This is a genomic window from Kitasatospora sp. NPDC059747, from assembly GCF_042732955.1.
GTDB lineage: Bacteria > Actinomycetota > Actinomycetes > Streptomycetales > Streptomycetaceae > Kitasatospora.
In genome coordinates, this window is record NZ_JBHWGV010000084.1 from 14,522 (window position 1) to 32,894 (window position 18,373).

At 70.9% G+C, this 18,373-nt stretch carries 14 protein-coding genes and 4 pseudogenes; 6 read left to right on the top strand and 12 right to left on the bottom strand.

Annotated elements, in window-relative coordinates; all coding sequences use genetic code 11:
• The 5 genes and pseudogenes from ACFV4G_RS30210 to ACFV4G_RS30230 form a co-directional block, all read right to left on the bottom strand.
• A pseudogene (locus ACFV4G_RS30210) lies at positions 1-725 on the bottom strand (hypothetical protein); the annotation flags it as partial.
• 142 nt (positions 726-867) lie between these two features.
• Positions 868-1,140 (bottom strand): hypothetical protein, encoded by a 273-nt coding sequence (locus tag ACFV4G_RS30215; RefSeq protein ID WP_380445317.1) that lies wholly within the window; start codon positions 1,138-1,140, stop codon positions 868-870.
• Positions 1,141-1,142: 2 nt separating this feature from the next.
• Positions 1,143-1,229 (bottom strand): annotated as a pseudogene (locus ACFV4G_RS30220) (DUF2165 family protein); the annotation flags it as partial.
• 259 nt (positions 1,230-1,488) lie between these two features.
• On the bottom strand, positions 1,489-1,710 hold the full coding sequence (locus tag ACFV4G_RS30225; protein ID WP_380445295.1) for a hypothetical protein: 222 nt from the start codon (positions 1,708-1,710) through the stop codon (positions 1,489-1,491).
• 152 nt (positions 1,711-1,862) lie between these two features.
• Positions 1,863-2,009 carry a hypothetical protein gene (locus tag ACFV4G_RS30230; protein WP_380445296.1) on the bottom strand — a complete coding sequence of 49 codons (147 nt, stop codon included), beginning with the start codon at positions 2,007-2,009 and terminating at the stop codon, positions 1,863-1,865.
• Between the two features lie 136 nt (positions 2,010-2,145).
• Here ACFV4G_RS30230 and ACFV4G_RS30235 point away from each other — a divergent pair, with 136 nt between their 5' ends.
• The 3 genes from ACFV4G_RS30235 to ACFV4G_RS30245 all read left to right on the top strand — a co-directional run bounded on the left by ACFV4G_RS30235 (position 2,146) and on the right by ACFV4G_RS30245 (position 5,491).
• Entirely contained in the window at positions 2,146-2,484 is a 339-nt protein-coding gene (locus tag ACFV4G_RS30235) for a hypothetical protein (RefSeq protein ID WP_380445297.1), read from the top strand.
• A gap of 92 nt (positions 2,485-2,576) precedes the next feature.
• Positions 2,577-3,281, top strand: a complete 705-nt coding sequence (locus ACFV4G_RS30240; RefSeq protein ID WP_380445314.1) for an ABC transporter ATP-binding protein — start codon at positions 2,577-2,579, stop codon at positions 3,279-3,281.
• Complete coding sequence (locus ACFV4G_RS30245; RefSeq protein WP_380445298.1) at positions 3,278-5,491, top strand: ABC transporter permease; 2,214 nt, start codon at positions 3,278-3,280, stop codon at positions 5,489-5,491. The genes ACFV4G_RS30240 and ACFV4G_RS30245 overlap by 4 nt, the downstream gene beginning before the upstream one ends.
• A gap of 532 nt (positions 5,492-6,023) precedes the next feature.
• Here ACFV4G_RS30245 and ACFV4G_RS30250 read toward each other — a convergent pair.
• On the bottom strand, positions 6,024-6,542 hold the full coding sequence (locus ACFV4G_RS30250) for a hypothetical protein (protein WP_380445299.1): 519 nt from the start codon (positions 6,540-6,542) through the stop codon (positions 6,024-6,026).
• A 1,296-nt stretch (positions 6,543-7,838) separates the two neighbouring features.
• Positions 7,839-8,909, bottom strand: a complete 1,071-nt coding sequence (locus ACFV4G_RS30255) for a bile acid:sodium symporter family protein (protein ID WP_380445300.1) — start codon at positions 8,907-8,909, stop codon at positions 7,839-7,841.
• Positions 8,910-9,034: 125 nt separating this feature from the next.
• On the opposite strand from ACFV4G_RS30255, the gene ACFV4G_RS30260 reads away from it, so the two are divergent.
• Entirely contained in the window at positions 9,035-9,916 is an 882-nt protein-coding gene (locus tag ACFV4G_RS30260; protein ID WP_380445301.1) for a LysR substrate-binding domain-containing protein, read from the top strand.
• Positions 9,917-9,970: 54 nt separating this feature from the next.
• Here the strand turns inward: ACFV4G_RS30260 and ACFV4G_RS30265 are convergent, their stop codons facing one another.
• From ACFV4G_RS30265 to ACFV4G_RS30285, 5 genes and pseudogenes are all read right to left on the bottom strand, one after another.
• Positions 9,971-11,914: a LamG-like jellyroll fold domain-containing protein gene (locus ACFV4G_RS30265; RefSeq protein ID WP_380445302.1), complete on the bottom strand. Its 1,944-nt coding sequence runs from the start codon at positions 11,912-11,914 to the stop codon at positions 9,971-9,973.
• A gap of 132 nt (positions 11,915-12,046) precedes the next feature.
• Positions 12,047-12,430, bottom strand: coding sequence for an RICIN domain-containing protein (locus ACFV4G_RS30270; RefSeq protein ID WP_380445315.1), 384 nt, complete (start codon positions 12,428-12,430; stop codon positions 12,047-12,049).
• Between the two features lie 138 nt (positions 12,431-12,568).
• Positions 12,569-13,063 (bottom strand): annotated as a pseudogene (locus tag ACFV4G_RS30275) (discoidin domain-containing protein); the annotation flags it as partial.
• Positions 13,064-13,391: 328 nt separating this feature from the next.
• A pseudogene (locus tag ACFV4G_RS30280) lies at positions 13,392-14,564 on the bottom strand (alpha-L-fucosidase); the annotation flags it as partial.
• A gap of 69 nt (positions 14,565-14,633) precedes the next feature.
• Positions 14,634-16,121 (bottom strand): RICIN domain-containing protein, encoded by a 1,488-nt coding sequence (locus ACFV4G_RS30285; RefSeq protein ID WP_380445303.1) that lies wholly within the window; start codon positions 16,119-16,121, stop codon positions 14,634-14,636.
• 469 nt (positions 16,122-16,590) lie between these two features.
• On the opposite strand from ACFV4G_RS30285, the gene ACFV4G_RS30290 reads away from it, so the two are divergent.
• Positions 16,591-17,559: an alpha/beta hydrolase family esterase gene (locus ACFV4G_RS30290; RefSeq protein WP_380445304.1), complete on the top strand. Its 969-nt coding sequence runs from the start codon at positions 16,591-16,593 to the stop codon at positions 17,557-17,559.
• An 80-nt stretch (positions 17,560-17,639) separates the two neighbouring features.
• Positions 17,640-18,293 (top strand): Gfo/Idh/MocA family protein, encoded by a 654-nt coding sequence (locus ACFV4G_RS30295; RefSeq protein WP_380445305.1) that lies wholly within the window; start codon positions 17,640-17,642, stop codon positions 18,291-18,293.
• Positions 18,294-18,373 lie beyond the last annotated feature (80 nt).

Sequence of the window (18,373 nt, forward strand, 5' to 3'; positions counted from 1 at the left end):
CGGGGGGGGGGGGGGGCGGCCGGGGGGGGGGGGGGCCGCCCGGGGGCGGGGGGGGGGGCGCACGGGGGTCGCCGCGGCGCGGCCCCCGGCCGTTGGGGCCCGGGCCCGGGCCGCCCCCCCGGCGCGGGCTGGAGGACGGCGGCCTGGCGGTCCAGGCCGAGGAGGAACTGCGCCAGCAGCGCCCCTGTGCCCTCCCGGCCGGACAGCCTGCGGCCGAGCAGGTCACGCAACCGGTGCGGGGGCACCGGCAGCAGCGACACCGGCAGGTCGATCCCCACGCCGGCGACGTCCGGACCACCCGCACCCGGGGCCCGGTCCCCGAACATCCGCACGTCGTGCGGGGTGGAGCTGTCGATGAGGGCGAAGTCACCGACACCGAACGTCTCCACCTGATCCCGTCCACGCCTGAGCCCGTGGACTCCGGAGGTCAGCAGCGTCAGGTGGTACAACTCCTGATCCGAACGCCGGATCATCCGCTCCGTACGCCGGAACCGCGCCGAGGGGAACGACGACCCCAACAGGACCACCGGCCCCAGGCCGAAGAGCCGCACCTTCCCCGTGAAGTTGTCCGCGTGAGCGCTCGTCGCCTCGCACTCCCGCGTCCTCGCTAGCGCGTCCCGCCAGCACTCAAAGCTGTCCTCCGCAGACAAACCATCGCCCTGGAGCACGCTCTTCTCATATGCAGACATCCCGCCCCCTCCGGACATCCCGCCCCCTCCGGACATACCGCCCTCGCCGAACGGGCGAGGCCCTCCCCCGATGCCATCGTCACGCCATCATCTCGGGCTGCTCCAGCCCGGCCAAGAGGGTCATCAGGTCACACCCGCAGGGTGAGAACGGAGTGACCCGACAACGGAGGAGCGGGTGTCAGGGCGGCCCGGGATCCGTGGCGATGTCCACGACTTCGGGGAAGGTGGCCACCACGGTGCATGACATCCGCAGGCGGGACAGGATCCTCTCGGGGCCGGGGTCGGACCCGAGGAGCTCCCTCAGCCCCTCGGCGGCGTGTTCCAGTACCTCCACCACCGGCCCCGGACCGTTCATGATCAGCCAGAACATCGCGGTGAACGTGAAGACGCCGGGCAGCTCGTCGACGACGGGCGTGGGCAGGTCGGGACCCCCGACCGCGCCGAGGGACACCTCATGTTCCCGTCCCGGAATGTGGTGTCCATCGCCAGCACGTGCTGGACAAAGTACTGGTTGGTGGCGAAGTCGGTGACGTTCCCAAAGACGCGGTCATCCTGCAGCCCGCCGACCAGATCGCCAACCGTACGCGCAAGGGCAGCAACGGCGGCCGCCCGCCGTCTTTCGACCGCCAGGCCTACAAGCAGCGCAACATCGTCGAGCGCTGCGTCAACCGCCTCAAGAACTGGCGGGGCCTCGCCACTCGCCACAAGAAGACCGCCACCGTCTTCCAAGCAGAACTCCGCATCGCGGGCATTTTCATCTGCTCCGCTCGCTGATCCGAGAGGAGCCGTCTGACGAGCGTCAGTTCCACGGTTCCCGGTAGGGGTTTTCGCCCAGCAGCTTCGCTGCGGCGGCGCAGAGGTCTTCGCCGAAGAGCTGGTTGCTTCCCCATTCGGAGCCCCACAGGTCGGACGCGGCCTGGGCCACAGCACGCCAGGAGTAGTCCTCATCGCATCGCCACGCGCGGATCCGAGCAGCCACCTCGGGCGTGATCGTCGCCGGGTCAACAGTGGTATGTGTCACCCCAACAACCCTAGGGACGTTGCGAGGAACGTGGCCACCGTATTACGCCTTTGCCCGCTCAGCGGACAGGCCCAGGACTTCGAGGAATCGGCAGGCGTACACGGTCGGGGTACTCCCAGCCCCAGGAGATGGAAGCGCCATCCGGTGAACCCTCAAGATCCCAGTTCCTGGGAGGAGTTGGCCGACATCGCCTCCCGAACCGCCCTGGAAGCGCCCTGGAGCCGCCCGGCGGGGTCCGGCGTCGGGCTGTTGTCGAAGGCCGCGACCGTCATCAGGCCGAAGGTGAAATTGAGGATCACTTTTGTTGACGATGCGTCGGCTAGCGTCTTTTCCAACAGGGTCCGATGTTTTCATTCGGCGCCTTCGTCAAGATCTCCGATGACGGCGGCGCCTTTAGGGAGGAATCTCATGTCGATGCGTTGCACAGCCCGGAAGGTGACTGTCGGCATACTCGCCGCCGGCGCAATTCTGGCTGCCTCTCCGGCATTTGCCCAGGATCACGAATCCAACATCAAGGGGGCTTCCGCCTGGAGCAAGGGCAACAACGCCACCGTCTCGGTGAAGGACACGGAGGCGGACAAGCACGGCGTCTACGCGCGGTACTTCCGGCACAACAACGGCGGCGAGAAGCGGCTGGACAACTACGCCGGCGAGGGCACCACTACCACCAGCGGCAGTGACGCGAAGCACTACGTGACGCAGATCAAGGCATGCGTGGACATCCAGTGGGGAGCCGACCGGTGTGACGGCAACTGGCAGCTGACCGAGGACTGACCAAGGCGTCAAATCAATGGCAGTGGGGCGGCGGAAGCCGTCCCACTGCCATTGCCATGTGTCCTGTGCGGAAGTTCGAGGAGGGTGTGCCGATGGACGGGAAAAGCGGCTTGGCGGCCGGGGCGGTTCTGGATGTGCGGGGGTTGTCGTATTCGATAGGCGGGCGGCGGCTCTTCCACGGCCTGGATCTCGAGGTGGGTCCCGGCGAGTCGGTGGTGGTGATGGGGCCGAGCGGGTCGGGCAAGAGCACTCTGCTGTCCTGCGTTCTGGGACTGCTCAGGCCCGATGCCGGAACGGTGTCCGTTGCCGGGACCGAGCTGACGCTGCTGAAGGGCCGGGCGCTGGCGAGGCACAGGCGCCGCAGCATCGGCATGGTGTTCCAGTTCGGCGAACTGCTGCCCGAGCTCTCCCCCGGCGACAACGTGGCGCTGGCCGCGCTGCTCTCCGGTGTGCCACGGCGCCAGGCGTACCAGGCTGCCCATGAGTTGTTGACCGAGCTCGGTGTACCGCCGGTCGACAGGGCCGACCGGCTTTCGGGAGGGGAACGGCAGCGGGCCGCGGTGGCGCGCGCGTTGGTCAACGCGCCGGAGCTGCTGCTCGCCGACGAGCCCACCGGGGCGCTGGACGAAACGACCCGGGACAGGGTGGCCGACCTGTTGTTCGCCCAGCCGCGTGCGCGTGGCTGCGGGCTCCTGGTCGTCACCCACGACCTGCGGATCGCCGAACGGGCCGACCGGGTCATGCGGTTCCGTGACGGCGTGCTGGTCGCGGACACTGCCGCCGGCGGTGCGCTGTGAGGACGCGTGGGCTGCGGGGACAGCTGCTGCGGATCGGCCTGGCGGCCGGCAGGCGCGCGGAGGCCGGGAAGATCAGGTTCGTCGCGCTGCTGTGCGCCACCGTCGCGCTCGGGGCCGCCCTGCTGACCGCTGCCGCCACCTGTGCCACGTACGAGGGCCGAGAGGCGCGTCAGACCGCGAGGGCCCCGGTCCTGGCGGGCGACGACACCGACCGGCCCGCCACCGAGCGCTGGGGCGCGGCGTTCGATTCCGTGGGCGGCAGGCAGTTCTCGATCGTCTACCTGGAACCGCTGACTCCCGACGCACCGCTACCCCCCGGGCTGGCCCGCTGGCCTGCCCCCGGCGAGGCGGCGCTGTCTCCCGCGCTGCGCGCGGACGGGGCGTCGGAGGCGATCGCCGACCGCTACGGCACCGTGGTGGAGACGATCGGGGCCGAGGGCCTGGCCGTGCCGGGAGAGCGGCTGGCGTACATCCGGCCGGCGCCCGGTCTGGCACCGGATGCGCGGCGGATGGATCGCATCACCGGCTACGGGCAGTCGGCCTGGAACGACTTCTTCGGGGACCCGATCTTCATCGGCAAGCAGTGGCTGTTGCAGCTGGGTGTCGCCGGGCTCCTCGTCCTGCCCGCCCTGATGCTGACGGTCATCGCGGTACGGTCCGGTGCCGCCGCCCGGGACCGGCGCACCGCCGTGGTGTCCGCGCTCGGCGGCTCCCGCCGCGACACCGCCTGGATCGCCCTGGGCGAGGCGGCCGTGCCCCTTGCCGCAGGCACGGCCGTGACCGCGGCGGCGCTGGCCGGTGCCATGGCGTGGGACTGGCACATCCCGGTGGTCTCCTACCGGTTGGCCGCCACGGACCTGCGCGATCACGCCTGGCTCCTGCTGTCGGCCTGGCTCCTCGCCACCGTGGCGGTGGCGGGCGCGGTGATGGTCAACGGCTCCGCGAGGCCTTCACTGGCGGCGGGGCGGTCCCGGTGGGTGCGGCCCACCGTGGCCGGGCCGCGGCGGTCCACCGCCCGGTGTGCGGTGCTGTGCCCGGTGATGCTGCTGGTCGCGGTCCGCGGCCCGGACTACGTCGACCCGCACACGGCACTGGTCGGGCTGGTCCACTACACCGGTGTGATCGGCACACTGGCCACGCTGCCGGCCGTCGTCGGCCTCGGCACGGCTGCCGCAGGCCGGTGCCTGGCCCGCTGGGGGCGCCGGCTCGGCGACCCCGGCACCCTGATCGCCGGCCGCCACATGGCGGTGCACCCTTCGGCCGCCGCCCGGGTCGTCGCCGGAGTCGTGGTCGCGGTCGGCCTGCTCGTCCAGGTCCAGATGTGGTACACCGCCAGCTCCGAGCTCGCGGTGCGGGCCAAGGCCATCCACCACCGGGTCGGCGACACCATGCTCCAGTTCCGCCCCACCAACACCCCCACCCAGGACCAGATCTCGGACTTCCGCGCGCACCTGCCCGCCAACGCGTCACCCGTGGCCCTCACCGACCCGAGCGGCGACAGCCCCGCCGGACTGCTCGTCCGCGGGAGCTGTGACGCCCTGACGTCCCTCGAACTGCCGTGCGCCGCAGACCCCGTCGACATTCCCCCGACGATGGGCGACAGGCGGGCCCGCATGCTCCTCTCGTTCTACAACCACTCCGGCCGGACACCGCGTGTGCAAACCGGGGAACCCGCCATCACCAATGCCGGCGGCACGATCGTCCTCGTGTCGACCGACGGCCGGGACCTTCCCGCTGCCCGGATCAAGAACGCCGCCTACCACACCCTCCCCCAGGGCGCGGAGGTCTCCACCGTCGGCGGTGAGTGGCTGATCGGGACCAACGCCACCGGCGACCAGGCCCGGTGGATCCTGCTCATGGGAGCCGCGGCCATCGCGATCCTGGCCGCCGCCATCGGCATCAGCAGCCTGGCCGAGTTCCTCCGATTCGGCACCACCCTGGCACCGACCACCGTCCTCACCGGGACACCCGGCGTCTACGCCGTCGCCGCGGCCTGGAGCGTCATGCTCCCCATGGCGCTGGCCGGACTCGCCGGAGACGCCATCGGCGCCTGGCTCGCCTCCTCCCTCCCCGTCGGGGGAGCCGAGCTGTCCACCGCCACGCTGGCCTACTGCGCCCTGGCCACCATCGCCCTGGCCACCGTGCTCTGGGCATGGGGCACCGCCACCAGCATGCGGCAGGCCCGTACCTGGACACCGGGCAAGGACTGAGGGGACCGGGACCGGCCGTAGTGCCGGGGCTGGTTTCGGGGCCCGGCCGGTTGCTCGGGCTTGGTCTTCTCTCCCCCCGCCGATGGCGACCGCGCCACCACCTCCCACGGCGGCATCACCGCCAGCAGCCGCTGGGTGACCAGCGCGCGAGGGGTTCAGGCTCGCCCGCATGGGGCGGGGTGAACGTGCGGTGGCTTGAGACGTACCTCGTCGAGGCCCGGGCGCGCGCGGAGGGTACGTCCGTGCGGTTCAACCAGTACCTGCCGCACAGACGGTTCGGTGTGAACGAACTCAATTCCCGGGCCCCGTAAGGCCCGGGCGGACGAAGGCTCGCGTGCCCTGGACGACCAGGGTGAACAGCGCGGGCGAAGGATCAGGGACGGATCAGGGAGGGCTCAGGGACGGTGATGTCGAGCACGGCCGCTCGGCGCGGTGCGCCTGTGCTCCGGGCGGCCCGGGGCCGGCGGTTATGGTGGGCGCTGCCGTCCCGAGACAGCCGCCGGCGCCGGGTTTCCGGTAGGTCCGGGTCAGGTCAGCAGGTGCCGACCCGGCCGGAGCGGGCGGACCAGACGGCGGTCCACGGACCGTCGCCGTGGGGGCGGTAGACGACCAGGTTCCCGTCGTTCTGCAGGCGCACCCAGTTGGCACTCGGGTTGCAGCCGAGGGCGGTCCCGGATGCCCACCGGGCGTTCTTGAAAGTGTCGTAGACGACGAAGTTGCCGTCGTACTGCATGATGACCTTGCCGGGCGAGGTGTTGACGGTTCCGCTGGCCCAGACCGCGTAGCCGCTCTCGTCGTACTGCACGAGGTTGCCGTCCTTCTGGTAGACGAGCCGCTGGTCGCCGTTGCCGGAGACCAGTGTGTCGCCGGGGAGCAGGCAGCTGCCCCACTCCATGTGGTCCCAGCCGCGCGGGTTGCGCGAGCAGTTCCACTCGCCGTTGACGTCGGCCGACGCGCTGGTGGCGGTGGTGAGGCCGATGACGCCGGCCAGGGCGGCCGCGGCGCTTGCGAGTGCGACGAGCCGCCTGGACGTCCTTCGGATGGTCATCATGGTGTTCCTCCTCGCCCCGGAGCGCTCTGAGCGCTCCCGGACCTGGTGTCGTGGCGGCGCGCGGTACCGGTCCCCCGTCCCGCCGATGGGATGGAGCCCCCGCTCGGCGGCTCCGAACCTGACAACGCTCCGTACACGTCGGGCGGTTCAGACTCGCCGGCTGACGCCGCAGACCCGCCGCTGAGGCAACGCGCTGCCGGCTGACCATCCGTCGGTCCGCAGCCGCACTCCCCGTCCGCGGCTGGCCCGACCTGTAGCACTGCCTGACGCTGGAACTCGGCGATGGCCTAATCGCATTCACCACACGGCTCGCCCTCACCGCCATCCACGCCGCAGGCCCAACAACCGCCTCCGCCCGACCCCTCATCGACCACCTGGCCCAGCGGACAAGCGAAGTCCGCGACGGCTACGCACTGCGCGACCTCCTCGCCCATCCAGCTGTTCGCCATCACCTCGACCCCGTAAGGACAACCGAACTCGAACACGCTCTCGCCAGCTGAGCACTCGCCTCAGGCGACCTCCCGGCACCCTTCACCGTCAAGCTGAACAGCGCGCTCGCGGTCGCCGCCTCAATGATCGACGACTCCTTTCACTGACGATCCCCGACACTGCATGACTGGGCGGCAGCAGCGGGTTCTCCGGCGACCAGAACCTGCTCGTCTCACCGCGACTGCCGACTTCGGCCTGACGCCGGTGTCGGCCCCGAGCGGCGCAGATGCTCGGGCTGGTCACCGGACGTGGTCGTCGGCTGCTTCGACAGCCCCCACGAGGATCGGGCCTTGGCCGCGCTCGCCGAGACCTTCCGGGCGCGTACCGAACCAGGCCCCGGCCGATCCAAGGCCTGCCCCATCTTCCGAAGCATCGGAACCTCCACGACAGCAGGCGAGGCGATCGCGCTGACAAGCAGGGCCTCGGCGCCGGGAAGCGCTTGCCGCCGAACCGAGGCACTGTAGGCGCCGGCCGCCCCACCGACAGCAAGCAAGGCCTCCGCGCTCGGCAACGGCCCCTGATGACGCCGAAGCCAGTCCGCTCCCTGGTGAGCGAGCCGCGCGATCCGCTCGCAGGCCACGATCGAGACATCGCGCAGGAACTCCAGCACCCGACAATCACCGACCAGTCGGTTGTCATTGTGGCGTTCCGTGGGACTCCCCGACGCCAAGGGCGAACCCATCGCAGCCAGGTACTGGACACCCGCGCCAAGACTTCTGTCATGTGAAGCAAATACATTGACACTCATATGCCTTACGGTTATCAACGGGACCTTCAGCGACGTCAGCTGGCTTCAGCGTGGCGAGGTCACACCGAGCGGTCGAGCACCGGTGCGGGCTTCGCCCGTGCCGTAGCCTCGGCGGCCTGGGCCTCCGCGCCCCAGCGGCGGGCGAGGACGGCGCAGACCATCAGCTGCAACTGGTGGAAGAGCATCAGGGGCAGCACCATCAGGCCGGCGGCCGCGCCGGGGAAGAGGACGGCGGCCATGGGGACGCCGCTGGCCAGGCTCTTCTTGGAGCCGCAGAAGACGATGGCGATCAGATCGCCCCGGTCGAATCCGAGCCGGCGGCCGGCCAGCAGGGTGACGGTCAGAACCAGCGCCAGCAACAGCGACTCGGCCACCAGCAGGGCGGCCAGCCGGGGCAGCGAGAGCGTGTCCCACATCCCGCCGGCGACGGCGGCGCCGAAGGCGCTGTAGACGACCAGCAGGATCGAGCCGCGGTCGACCAGGGCGAGGACGGCGCGGTGGCGGGCCGTCCAGGCGGCGATCCAGCGGCGCAGCAACTGGCCGGCGGCGAAGGGCAGGAGGAGTTGCTCGGCGATCTCCAGCACGGTGCCCGGCGAGATGCCGCCCTTGGTGTGCAGTAGCACGGCGGCGAGCAGTGGGGTCAGGAGGATGCCGAAGAGGCTGGAGAAGGTCGCGCTGTAGACCGCGGCGGCGGTGTTGCCGCGGGCGATGGCGGTGAAGGCGATCGAGGACTGCACGGTGGAGGGCAGCAGGGTCAGGAACAGCAGGCCCTGGTAGAGCTGCGGTGACAGGACGGTCGGCACCAGCGGATGGGCGGCCATCCCGAGCAAGGGGAAGAGGACGAAGGTCACCGCGAGCACGGTGCCGTGCAGTCGCCACTGCTTGAGTCCGTTCCAGGCCTCACGGGCGGAGAGCCGGGCACCGTAGAGGAAGAACAGCACGGCGACCCCGCCAGTGGCGGCGTCCGAGACGACCGGTGCGGCGCCGCCACGGGCCGGCAGTACGGCGGCGAGCAGCACGGTGCCGAGCAGGGAGGCGATGAACGGGTCGACGCGGAGGCGGGCGCAGCGGCGTAGCACTGGCCGGGTGGGAAAGCGGCGGGAGCGGGTTGGGGTGTTCGGGCGGGGCATGGTTCTCCGCGCGGGTGGTTTCGGGTGGGACGGTCTCAGCCTTTCGCCCGTTCGGGTGATTGTGAATCCCGCTGACTGCACTCACTGTCATCATGGTTCGTGATATCAGCCGATAGAGTGGCTGGATGTTCGATCCGGTGCAGTTGAGGTCCTTCCTCGCGGTGGCCCAGACCGGCGGTTTCACCCGGGCCGCCCAACGGCTGGGGCTGCGGCAGTCGACGGTCAGCCAGCACGTGCGGAGGCTGGAGGAGACCGCCGGCCGGCGCCTCTTCCTGCGCGACACCCACTCGGTGCAGCTCACCGGCGAAGGCGAGGCGATGCTCGGATTCGCCCGGACGATCCTGGAGGCGCACGAGCAGGCGCTCGGCTACTTCGCACGGACGCAGGTGCGCGGGCGGGTGCGATTCGGTGCGTCGGAGGACTTCGTCGACACCGAACTGCCGCAGATCCTGCGGGGCTTCCGGCGGCGCAACCCCCAGGTCGACCTCGAACTCACCGTCGGGCTCAGCGCCGTGCTCTACGAGCAGCTGGCCGACGGCCGGCTCGACCTGGTGCTCGGCAAGCGCCCGCCGGGCGGCGACGCCCAGGGCCAACTGGTCTGGCAGGACCGGCTGGTGTGGGTCGCGGCGGAGGACTTCCGGCTGGAGCACCCGGCGGAGCCGCTGCCGCTCATCGTCTACCCGCCGCCGAGCTTCACCAGGGCGCGCGCCCTGGAGGCCTGCGAACGCGACGGCCGGCCCTGGCGAATCGCCTGCACGAGCACCAGCCTGTCCGGGGTCCGGGCCGCCGCGCTGGCCGGTCTCGGGGTGGTGCCGCACGCCCGCAGCCTGATCCCGTCGGGCCTGCGGCCGCTGCCCGACCAGCCGGGCCTGCCGGACCTGGGCACGACGGACTTCGCCCTCACCACGGGACGCACCACGGCCCGCGGCCCGGCCCGCGTCCTGGCCCAGGCCGTGCTCGCGGACGCGTTCCGGCTGCAACGCGCCCCGGAGCGGGCGCAGCCTTGACCGGACGGAGCCGAGGCGGCCGGCCCGCGCGGCTTCGGCGTCACGGCCTCGGCGTCACGAGATCATGAACTCCCCCGTCGACAGCGCACGCTTCACTATCCGCACGTCGCCGATCCAGCCGTGGAAGATCTTGTCGAGCACGCCCGCGTACTCGTACCCGCCGAGCATCCACGGCCGCCCGAGGGTGGTCAGCCCCACCGCCGGGGTCGACGGGTTTCGGGCCACCTCGCAGCCGTCCACGTACATCCGGTTGAGCCGGCCGTCGTTGACGACCGCGACGTGCCACCAGTGGTCCAGCGGCAGCTGATGGCCCCAACAGGTCGACGCGCCGGTCTGGTTGAGCGGGTAGACGCACCACTGCAGCGCGGGCGCCTCGGACAGGCTGAGCGTGACGACCGGCTCCTGCGGATCCGTCGCGTCCCCGCTCTTGCCCGCCTCGCCGCTCATGCCCCAGCGGCTCAGGAGTGCCGACCACGCGTTCTTCCCCGGGTCCCAGTCCGCGGGCAGCTTGAAGAAGGCCTCGATCGTGTAACCGTGCTCGAACGTCTCGCGGTTGACCGGCGCGGTGGGCACGGTCTGGAGGTACGCGCCGACCGGCGGCTTGTTGCGGCTGTCGAACAGCAGGCTGCCGTGCCCGGGCTGGTCCGGGTGGTGGTCGGACGACCACGTGAGTGCGGTGTCGGGCGCGCCCGGGGTGGCCTGGCGGACCAGGTCGTTGCCCTGGCCGGTCAGGTCCCGGACGGTCTGCAGGACGCCGGTGCCGGCCTTGCCCCCGCCGTCGAAGCGCCAGTAGGCGAGGGTGTCGCGGACGAGCAGCTCGCCCGCGGGGCGAGCCGGGCGCGGCGGGACGGGGGCGAAGTCGGCGAAGCGGCGTTCGAAGTCGATCGGGATCGAGAACCGGTCGACGTCGGAGGTCAGTTCGGCCTCCCGGGCGGCCAGGGCGTTGCGCTCCTCCGCGGCCGTCTCCTGGATCCAGGGCGAGAACGTCGACACGTCGATCGTGTTCCGGTCGAGGTCGAAGCGGTAGGTGCGGATCATCGCGGCGCCGCCGTAGTAGCGGTCCTGGTAGTTGGTGATGTGAACGTGCACATCGTTCCCGGCCTTGTTCCGCAGGATGGTGCGGCCGGGCGGCCAGTAGTGCCCGTTCACGGTGAGGAACACCTGGTCGTTACCGCTGACGAGCTTCTCCCACAGGCGCTTCCCGTAGTCGGACAGGTTTGCCTTGCCGCTGTCGTCCGCGTAGGCCATCTCGTGGGTGGTGAGGATGACCGGCAGCTTCGGGTTCTCGGCGATCATCCGGTTCGCCCAGGCGAAGCCCGCGTCCGACAGGCGCCAGTCCAGGGAGAGGACCATCCACTCGCGGCCGGCCGCCCTGAAGACGTGGCACGTGTTGTACCCGTCGGGGCTGGATGCCCGGTAGCCGGGCGTGCGGGCAGCCCTCGCCGCGGTGAACGTGTCCAGGTACGGGGTCCTGCCGCGCTGGTCGTCGGTCGAGGACCGGACGTCGTGGTTGCCCGCGAGCACGCCGTAGGCGACGCCGGCGTCGTCGAGCAGCGCGAAGGACTTCGTCACGGCGGCGTACTCGGAGGGCAGCCCGTGCTCGGTCACATCGCCGAGGTGGGCGAGGAAGACGATGTTGTCGTCCCCGCCGCCCTCGCGGTTCGTCCCGCCGTCGAGGACGTAGCGGAACGACGCCTCCAGCGGGGCGGGGTGGATCCGGTCCTCGTCGAACAGGTACTGCGTGTCCGGCATGACGACGAAGGTGAACTGCCGGCTGTCCGGGTCGGGCTCCCAACCCTCGGGGCGGGTAGGGGACTTGACGTCGGCCTCGGCGGGGGCGGCGGCGCCGAACAGCCCGAGCCCCGCCGAGCCGACCCCGGCCCCCAGCAACCCGGCCCCGCGCAGGAACCGCCGTCGACTCGCCGCCGCTGCCCCGCCCCCGTCGAGTTCCGCGGTCCGGGGGCAGGCGCACGCGTCGGACGGATGGGAATCGTGCATGATCGCTCCAAGGAGTGGTGTGGCCCCGGACGGTCCGCCAGACGTTAGGGACCGAACCTTGTCGCAGGTCATCCACGTGGCCACGCCGCGCTGAACAGCGGCCGAATGCCGCGATCACGACAGCGACCCCCGTCAGAGGGCGACGATCTGCCAGTCCTGGTTGTCCCCGCCGGTGATGGTCCACTGGATGACCTGGGCGCCGTCGGCGGTGGAGGCGTCCTTGACGTCGGCGCACCAGCCGTTGCGGACGTTGACGAGCCGGTAGTAGCCGCCGGTCGCGGAGGGGACGAGCTGCCACGACTGGTTGTCGCCGCCGTCGCCGGTCCACTGGTCGAGGCTCGCGCCCTGGACGGAGTTGCCGGGGCTGTCGAGCACCTTGCCGCTCTTGGCGTTGGACAGCCGGTAGGACCCGTCCGCGTTGGGCAGGAGCTTCCACTGCTGGTCGGCGCCGCCGGTCCAGGGCCGTTGGACGAGGCCGGCGCCGTCGGCGGTGGAGGCGTCACTGACGTCCAGCACCTTGCCGCTGCGGCGGTTGACCAGTGTGAACGTTCCCAGGTCCGCGCCGAAGGGGCGGTCGTAGAGCTCCAGGGTGCGGATGGACGCCCAGACGCCGTCCGGCAGCCCGGTGACGGTGACGCGCACGTACCGTGCGCGGGTGCGGAACTGGGCGACCTGGACCTGGCTGGTGCCGGTCGTCGCGGTGAGGTCGGCCAGCGTGGTCCATCCTGCGTCGTCGGTGGAACCCTCGATCGTGTACCGGTAGTTGGTCCGGTCCAGCTCCCAGGCGATCCGGGTGCCGGTCAGGGAACGGGTCGAGCCCAGGTCGACCTTCAGCCAGTGGCCGGTGCCGCCGTCGTTCGCGCACCAGCGGGTGGAGGTGGCGCCGTCGACGGCCTTGGCCGCGGTGTTGCCCTTGGAGCCCTCCTCGCTGTCGGCGGTGGCCGGGCGCCCCCCCGGCCCCGCGCCGGGGGGCGGGGGCGCCCGGCCGGCGCCGGGCCACCCCCCCCCCCCCGGGGGGGGGGGTGGGGGGGGCGCCGTCGCCGGCTTGGGCGGGGGTGTTGCCCTGGGTGCCCTCGTCGTGGTCGGCGGCGGCCGTCCCGCCGCCGGCGACGGCGATGTCGGCGGGCTGCACGCTGCGGTCGAGGACAACGCCGACGACGCTGTCCTGGGGGTGGGTGGTGCGATCGATGCCGGCGACGGCGACCCGGCCGTCGGCGCTGACGGTGTAGGCGAGCTTGCCGCCGGAGCGCACGTCGAACACGCGGGTGACTTGCGCGTCGCCGATCGGCGGGGTGGTGAAGGTGGTTCCGCTGTAGCCGGGGAGCACGTGGACGTAGAAGGTGTCGTCCTTGTACGTGTAGCCGTACTGGCCGTCGACCGGGTTCCACGGCCCGCCGCGGGTGCCGTAGACGGACCGGCCGCAGGCCGTCATGAAGGTGCCGATCTGCCGCAGCAGGGCGGCCTGGGCGTCGGAGACGGTCCCGTGCCGGTCCGGGCCGACGTTGACCATCACGGTCATGTTCCGCACCCAGCAGTTGACCAGGATGTCCATCGCGGTGCCGTAGCCCATGACGGAGGAGTTGGAGTAGCCCCACGTGCCGATGACGCTGAAGACCTTCTCGACGAGCCTGCCCGTGCGGATCGCCCCGGTCGGGACCCCCGGGCCCTCGTCGCTGTCGTAGTCGCCCTTCCAGCCGGAGCGCGAGGTCGCGACGATGTCGGGCTGGTGTTTGCGAACCATGCCCATCAGCCCCAGCGGCCTGCCGTCTGCGTCCGTCTCGCCGTAGGCGGCGTCCACCGGCCACTGGTTGGCGGTGTCGCGGAACCGGCCGGGTTCCCAGAAGAATGCGCCGGCCGCGTCGGTGCCCTGCTCGGCGATCCAGCCGCCGTCCCACCACAGGTCGTCGATCACGCCGTACCGGGTGACGAGTTCCTTGACCGACTCGTACACCTCGGTCTTCATGATCCGCGCGTTCTCCTTGTGCGCGGGATCGGTGGTGTAGCCCCAAGGGTTCGCTGCGCAGTTGGTACCGCTCACATCGTAGTAACCGGGGTAGCGCCAGTCGATCGGCGAGTAGTAGAGGCCCACCCTCAGGCCGGCCGCCCGCACCGCCGCGACGTAGTCCTTGACGAAGTCACGGCTGAGCGGCGCCTGCCCGGAGTTCCAGCCGTTGGGGTGGTTCAGCGGCCACAGGGCGAAGCCGTCGTGGTGGCGGGTCGTGAGCGTCGTGTACCTCGCCCCGAAGTCCTTGGCCAGTCGGGCCCACGCCGCCGGGTCGTAGGCATCGGCGGTGAACTGCTCGCTCGTCGCGTCGGTGACGTACTTGCGGTAGTTCGCCGGGGTGACCGCGGCGCTGTGCATGTACCACTCGCCCTTGGCCGGGCCCGCGTACACGCCCCAGTGGATGAACATCCCCAGCTTGGCGTCCATCAGCCACTGGATCTTGGCGTCCGGCTGCTGTTGGAGGCCCAGGTCGGTCTGCGGGATCCGCAGGGGAGGCAGCGGCAGCGGGTCGGCGGCCGTCGCGGCGTACGCGGGCGCCGTCACGGCGACCGAGCCCACCGTCGCGGCAACCGTCATGGCCGCCATGCCGACGAGGAGCGACCTGCGCGAGATGGGATCCGGCACTGTTGTTCCTCCAGTTCGCATTTGAACGGTGATGTTGGAGGCCCCGGACGGGCCCGGCTGCCGGCCGGGCCCGCTGCCGTCAGCCGCCCGTCAGGAAAGGGTCCAGCTCTCGCTGGCGGCGCTCGAACTGCCGCCCGGCTCCTGGTCCACGGCCCCGCCCTGCGTGGTCGAGCCGCCGGTGCCGATGGTCAGGCCGCTGGCGATGCCGACCAGCACGTACTTGCCGCCGGCGAGGTCCAGCGCCCACTGCTGGTTGGTGCCGCCGTTGCAGGTCCACTGCTGCAACTGCACGCCGGTGGCGGTCGAGTAGCCGGGGACGTCCAGGCACAGTCCGCTGTTGGCGCTCGTCAGGGTGTAGACGTTGTCCGCGACCCTGGTGAGCGTCCATTTCTGGTTGGCACCGCCGGTCGACGGCCATTGGATGACCCCGCCTCCGGCGGAGGTGGAGGCGCCGGACACGTCCAGCAGCATCGAACTGGCCGCGTTGGCCAGGGTGTAGGTACCGGCGGAGGGGAGGCCGCTGCCGGCCGACCAGGTGCCTGCGGACGTGTCGAGGGACCAGGTGGGGTACTGGCCGAGGTTCAGCGTCGTCCCCCTGATGGTCAGCGGGAGCCAGATCAGCTTGGAGCCGCCCAGGTCACCGGTGTCCCAGCGGTCCCCCGCGTAGATGTACGCGGTGCCCGAAGTGCCCTGGACGGTGATGATGTTGGCCGTCTGGCTCCCGTACGTATTGGTGCCGGGGGCTGCCAGATCCTTCCAGGCCGACCACGGTCCGCTCGGGGACGTCGCGGTGGCGTAGACGTTGTCGTTGAGGTACCAGCCCGACAGGTGCGACCCCAGCAGGTAGTAGATGCCGCCCACCTTCACCATGGCCGGGGACTCGATGCTGCCGCCGCCCAGGAGCGCGACCGGGCTGTCGACCGAGAGGTAGTCGGCGGAGAGCTTGTCGATCCGCAGGCCGCCGTTGTTGCGGTCCTCGGTCAGCAGGTAGCCCGTGCCGTCGGACTCCTGGAACAGGCCCAGGTCACGGCTGACGTTGCCCAGCGGCCGGAAGCTGCCCCGGTAGACGTACGGGCCGCACGGGGTGCTGCTGGTGGCAACACCGGCCTTCGCCTCGGAGTAGTCGCCGCTGTCGATGTGAACGTACATCACGTACGTGCTGGTCGACGCGTTGTAGATGACCTTCGGCCGCTCGACGACCCGGTTCGGCCCCAGATCTCCACTGCTCTGCTTGGCCAGTGCCACGCCCTGGTAGGTCCAGGTGCCGAGGTCGCCGGAGGTGTAGCAGGGGATGTCCTGGAACGAGGTGTTCGCCGACGTCTCACCGGTCTTGTCCTCGCCGAAGCCGTACCAGGTGCTCCCCACCTTGACGATGCCCAGTCCGTGCAGCTGCAGCGCGTTGCCGTTCTGGTCGGTGCGGGCGCCGCCCAGGGTGAACTGCACCGGGGCCGAGGCCGCCTGGGCCTGTGCGGCGGGCAGCAGGACCGCCGCGAAGGCGCCGAACAGGGCGAGAAGTCCGGCGAGTGCGGTCCGCCACCGGCCGACCGGCCGGGTGTCGCCTGAAGGACTGCGGGACAAGGGGTCACCTCTCCAAAAGGACATGCGTCGGAAACGTCCATGACATGGGATGGATTAAGACCCAAAGATCGGGTGCTTGTCCAGAGTTTCGACAGCTTCTGCCGAGCAGCCGTCCAACAGTGGCGTGATTCATCTGACCTCACGGCAACAGACATGGGATGTCAGGCGATCCCTGACTCGATCCGGGCCGCTCCACCCGCGCCGGGCCCCGAAGACCGTCCGCACCGGCGTCACCGTGAAACTTTCACCCGTGGGATCGCACCGATCGGCCTGTATCGCCTGGAAGCCAGGGAGAAGCCCAGCCACTCCTTGACGAGGTCGCAGTCGCTGATGCAGCGTCAACAGTCCGAAACACTCCGGCAACAAGAGCAAAGGGTGACGCCGTGAGCTCGAGCACCGATGTGAGCGCTCACATGCGTGACCTGCTCACCGCCCGCCGCTGTCAACAGCCCGCGGAGGAAGAGGTTCCATGCTGCGTTCCCGGTACCTGACGACCCGCCTGCTCGCCATACTCCTGGCGGTCGGCGCCGCACTCGGTGTGAACGTGTCCAACGCGCCCCGGGCCGGCGCCGCCTCGTTGACCCGGATCACGGGCTTCGGCACCAACCCGACCGACCTGCAGATGTACCTGTACGTCCCGAACAGCGCCAAGGCCAACCCGCCGATCCTGCTGGCACTGCACGGCTGCCAGGGCTCGGGCCCCTACCTGTACTCCAGCACCGATTTCGCCGCGCTGGCCGACCGGTACGGGTTCATCGTCATCTACCCCTCGACCAGCCCCGGCGGCAGCTGCTGGGACGTCTCGTCCGACCAGGCGCTGACGCGCAACGGCGGCAGTGACCCGGTCGGGCTGATGTCGATGATCACGTACGCCGAGCAGCGCTACGGCGGGAACCGCAACGCCGTGTACGTCACCGGCGAGTCGTCGGGAGGGATGATGACCAACGTCATGCTCGCGGACTACCCGGACGTGTTCAAGGCCGGCTCGGCGTTCATGGGCGTGCCCTACCACTGCTTCTACACGGGCACCGTGCGCGGCTGGAACGGCCCTTGCGCCGGGGGCCGGGTCTCCATGACCGCGCAGCGGTGGGGCGACCTGGTGCGCGGTGCCGATCCCGGCTACACCGGGCCGCGCCCCCGCGTGCAGCTGTGGCACGGCACCGCCGACCCCATCCTGAGCCACAACGATCTCGGCGAAGAGACCAAGCAGTGGACGAACGTCCTCGGGGTGAGGCAGAGCCCGTCGTCGACCGACACCCCGGCCGCCGACTGGAACCGGGCCCGGTACGCCAACGGCTCCGGCATCACCCAGATCGAGACGTACAGCATCGCCGGCGCCGGGCACCAACTACCCATCCAGGGAACGCAGATGGCCGCCTACGCCATCCACTTCATGGGGCTGGACGGCGGCGGCAAGCACCAGCGGGCCCTCGGGTAGTCGCTCTCCGGCTCCCCTCCAGATCAAGGAGATCCCGCCCGGTCGCCGATCGGGCGGGATGCGCCGCCGACGTCTCCGCCATGACCGCGACGGCCCGCGACGCCGGACGGCTGCTCGTCGAGGCCGCCTGGAACCGCTGGCACCCGCGCACCCGGGACCTCGAAGACCTGGTCGCCCGCGGCGCGATCGGCACCGTCCAGACCGTCACCGCCCGGTTCGACGGTCTCGCCCCCGCCCCCGGCAACTACCGCCTCGACGCCGCCCTCGGCGGAGGGGCCCTCTACGACGTCGGCTACTACGCCGTCTCCGCCGCACTCGCCGCGTTCGGCTGGCGCGCGCCGACGGTCCTGCGGGCCGAACAGGAGCGCTGGGGCCCCGGCTCCGCCGACTCCGTCACCCGGTTCCTGCTGGAGTTCCCCGGCCGGGGAATGGCCGAGGTCGACTGCTCACTCGTCGGCCGCACGGCCGAGACGTTCACCACCACCGGCACGGGCGGCTCGATCACCCTCACCCCACCGGCGTTCTGCGCCGGCTCCGCCCCCAGCACGCTCACCACCACCGGCGGAGACCGCCGCGACTACCCGGCCCAGGATCCCTACCGCCTCATGGTCGAGTCCGTCGACTCCGCCGTGCAGGGCGACACCGCGGCCCGCCTCGTCCCGGTCGCGCAGTCGCTCCTCATCGCGACCACCCTGGACGCCGTCCGCGGTCACCCGGCGCGAGTCGACAGTTGACGGTCGACTCGACGACTCTGCCGGTGCGGTCCCGGTCGACACGGGGTCCGAGCTGGTGCGCAGCGGTCCCGAGGTGTCTG

Coding starts and splice junctions, on each gene's coding strand:
- ACFV4G_RS30265 (WP_380445302.1), bottom strand. CDS start 11,914: ATGCACGATTCCCATCCGTCCGACGCGTGCGCCTGCCCCCGGACCGCG.
- ACFV4G_RS30240 (WP_380445314.1), top strand. CDS start 2,577: ATGGACGGGAAAAGCGGCTTGGCGGCCGGGGCGGTTCTGGATGTGCGG.
- ACFV4G_RS30295 (WP_380445305.1), top strand. CDS start 17,640: ATGACCGCGACGGCCCGCGACGCCGGACGGCTGCTCGTCGAGGCCGCC.
- ACFV4G_RS30260 (WP_380445301.1), top strand. CDS start 9,035: ATGTTCGATCCGGTGCAGTTGAGGTCCTTCCTCGCGGTGGCCCAGACC.
- ACFV4G_RS30250 (WP_380445299.1), bottom strand. CDS start 6,542: ATGATGACCATCCGAAGGACGTCCAGGCGGCTCGTCGCACTCGCAAGC.
- ACFV4G_RS30255 (WP_380445300.1), bottom strand. CDS start 8,909: ATGCCCCGCCCGAACACCCCAACCCGCTCCCGCCGCTTTCCCACCCGG.
- ACFV4G_RS30290 (WP_380445304.1), top strand. CDS start 16,591: ATGCTGCGTTCCCGGTACCTGACGACCCGCCTGCTCGCCATACTCCTG.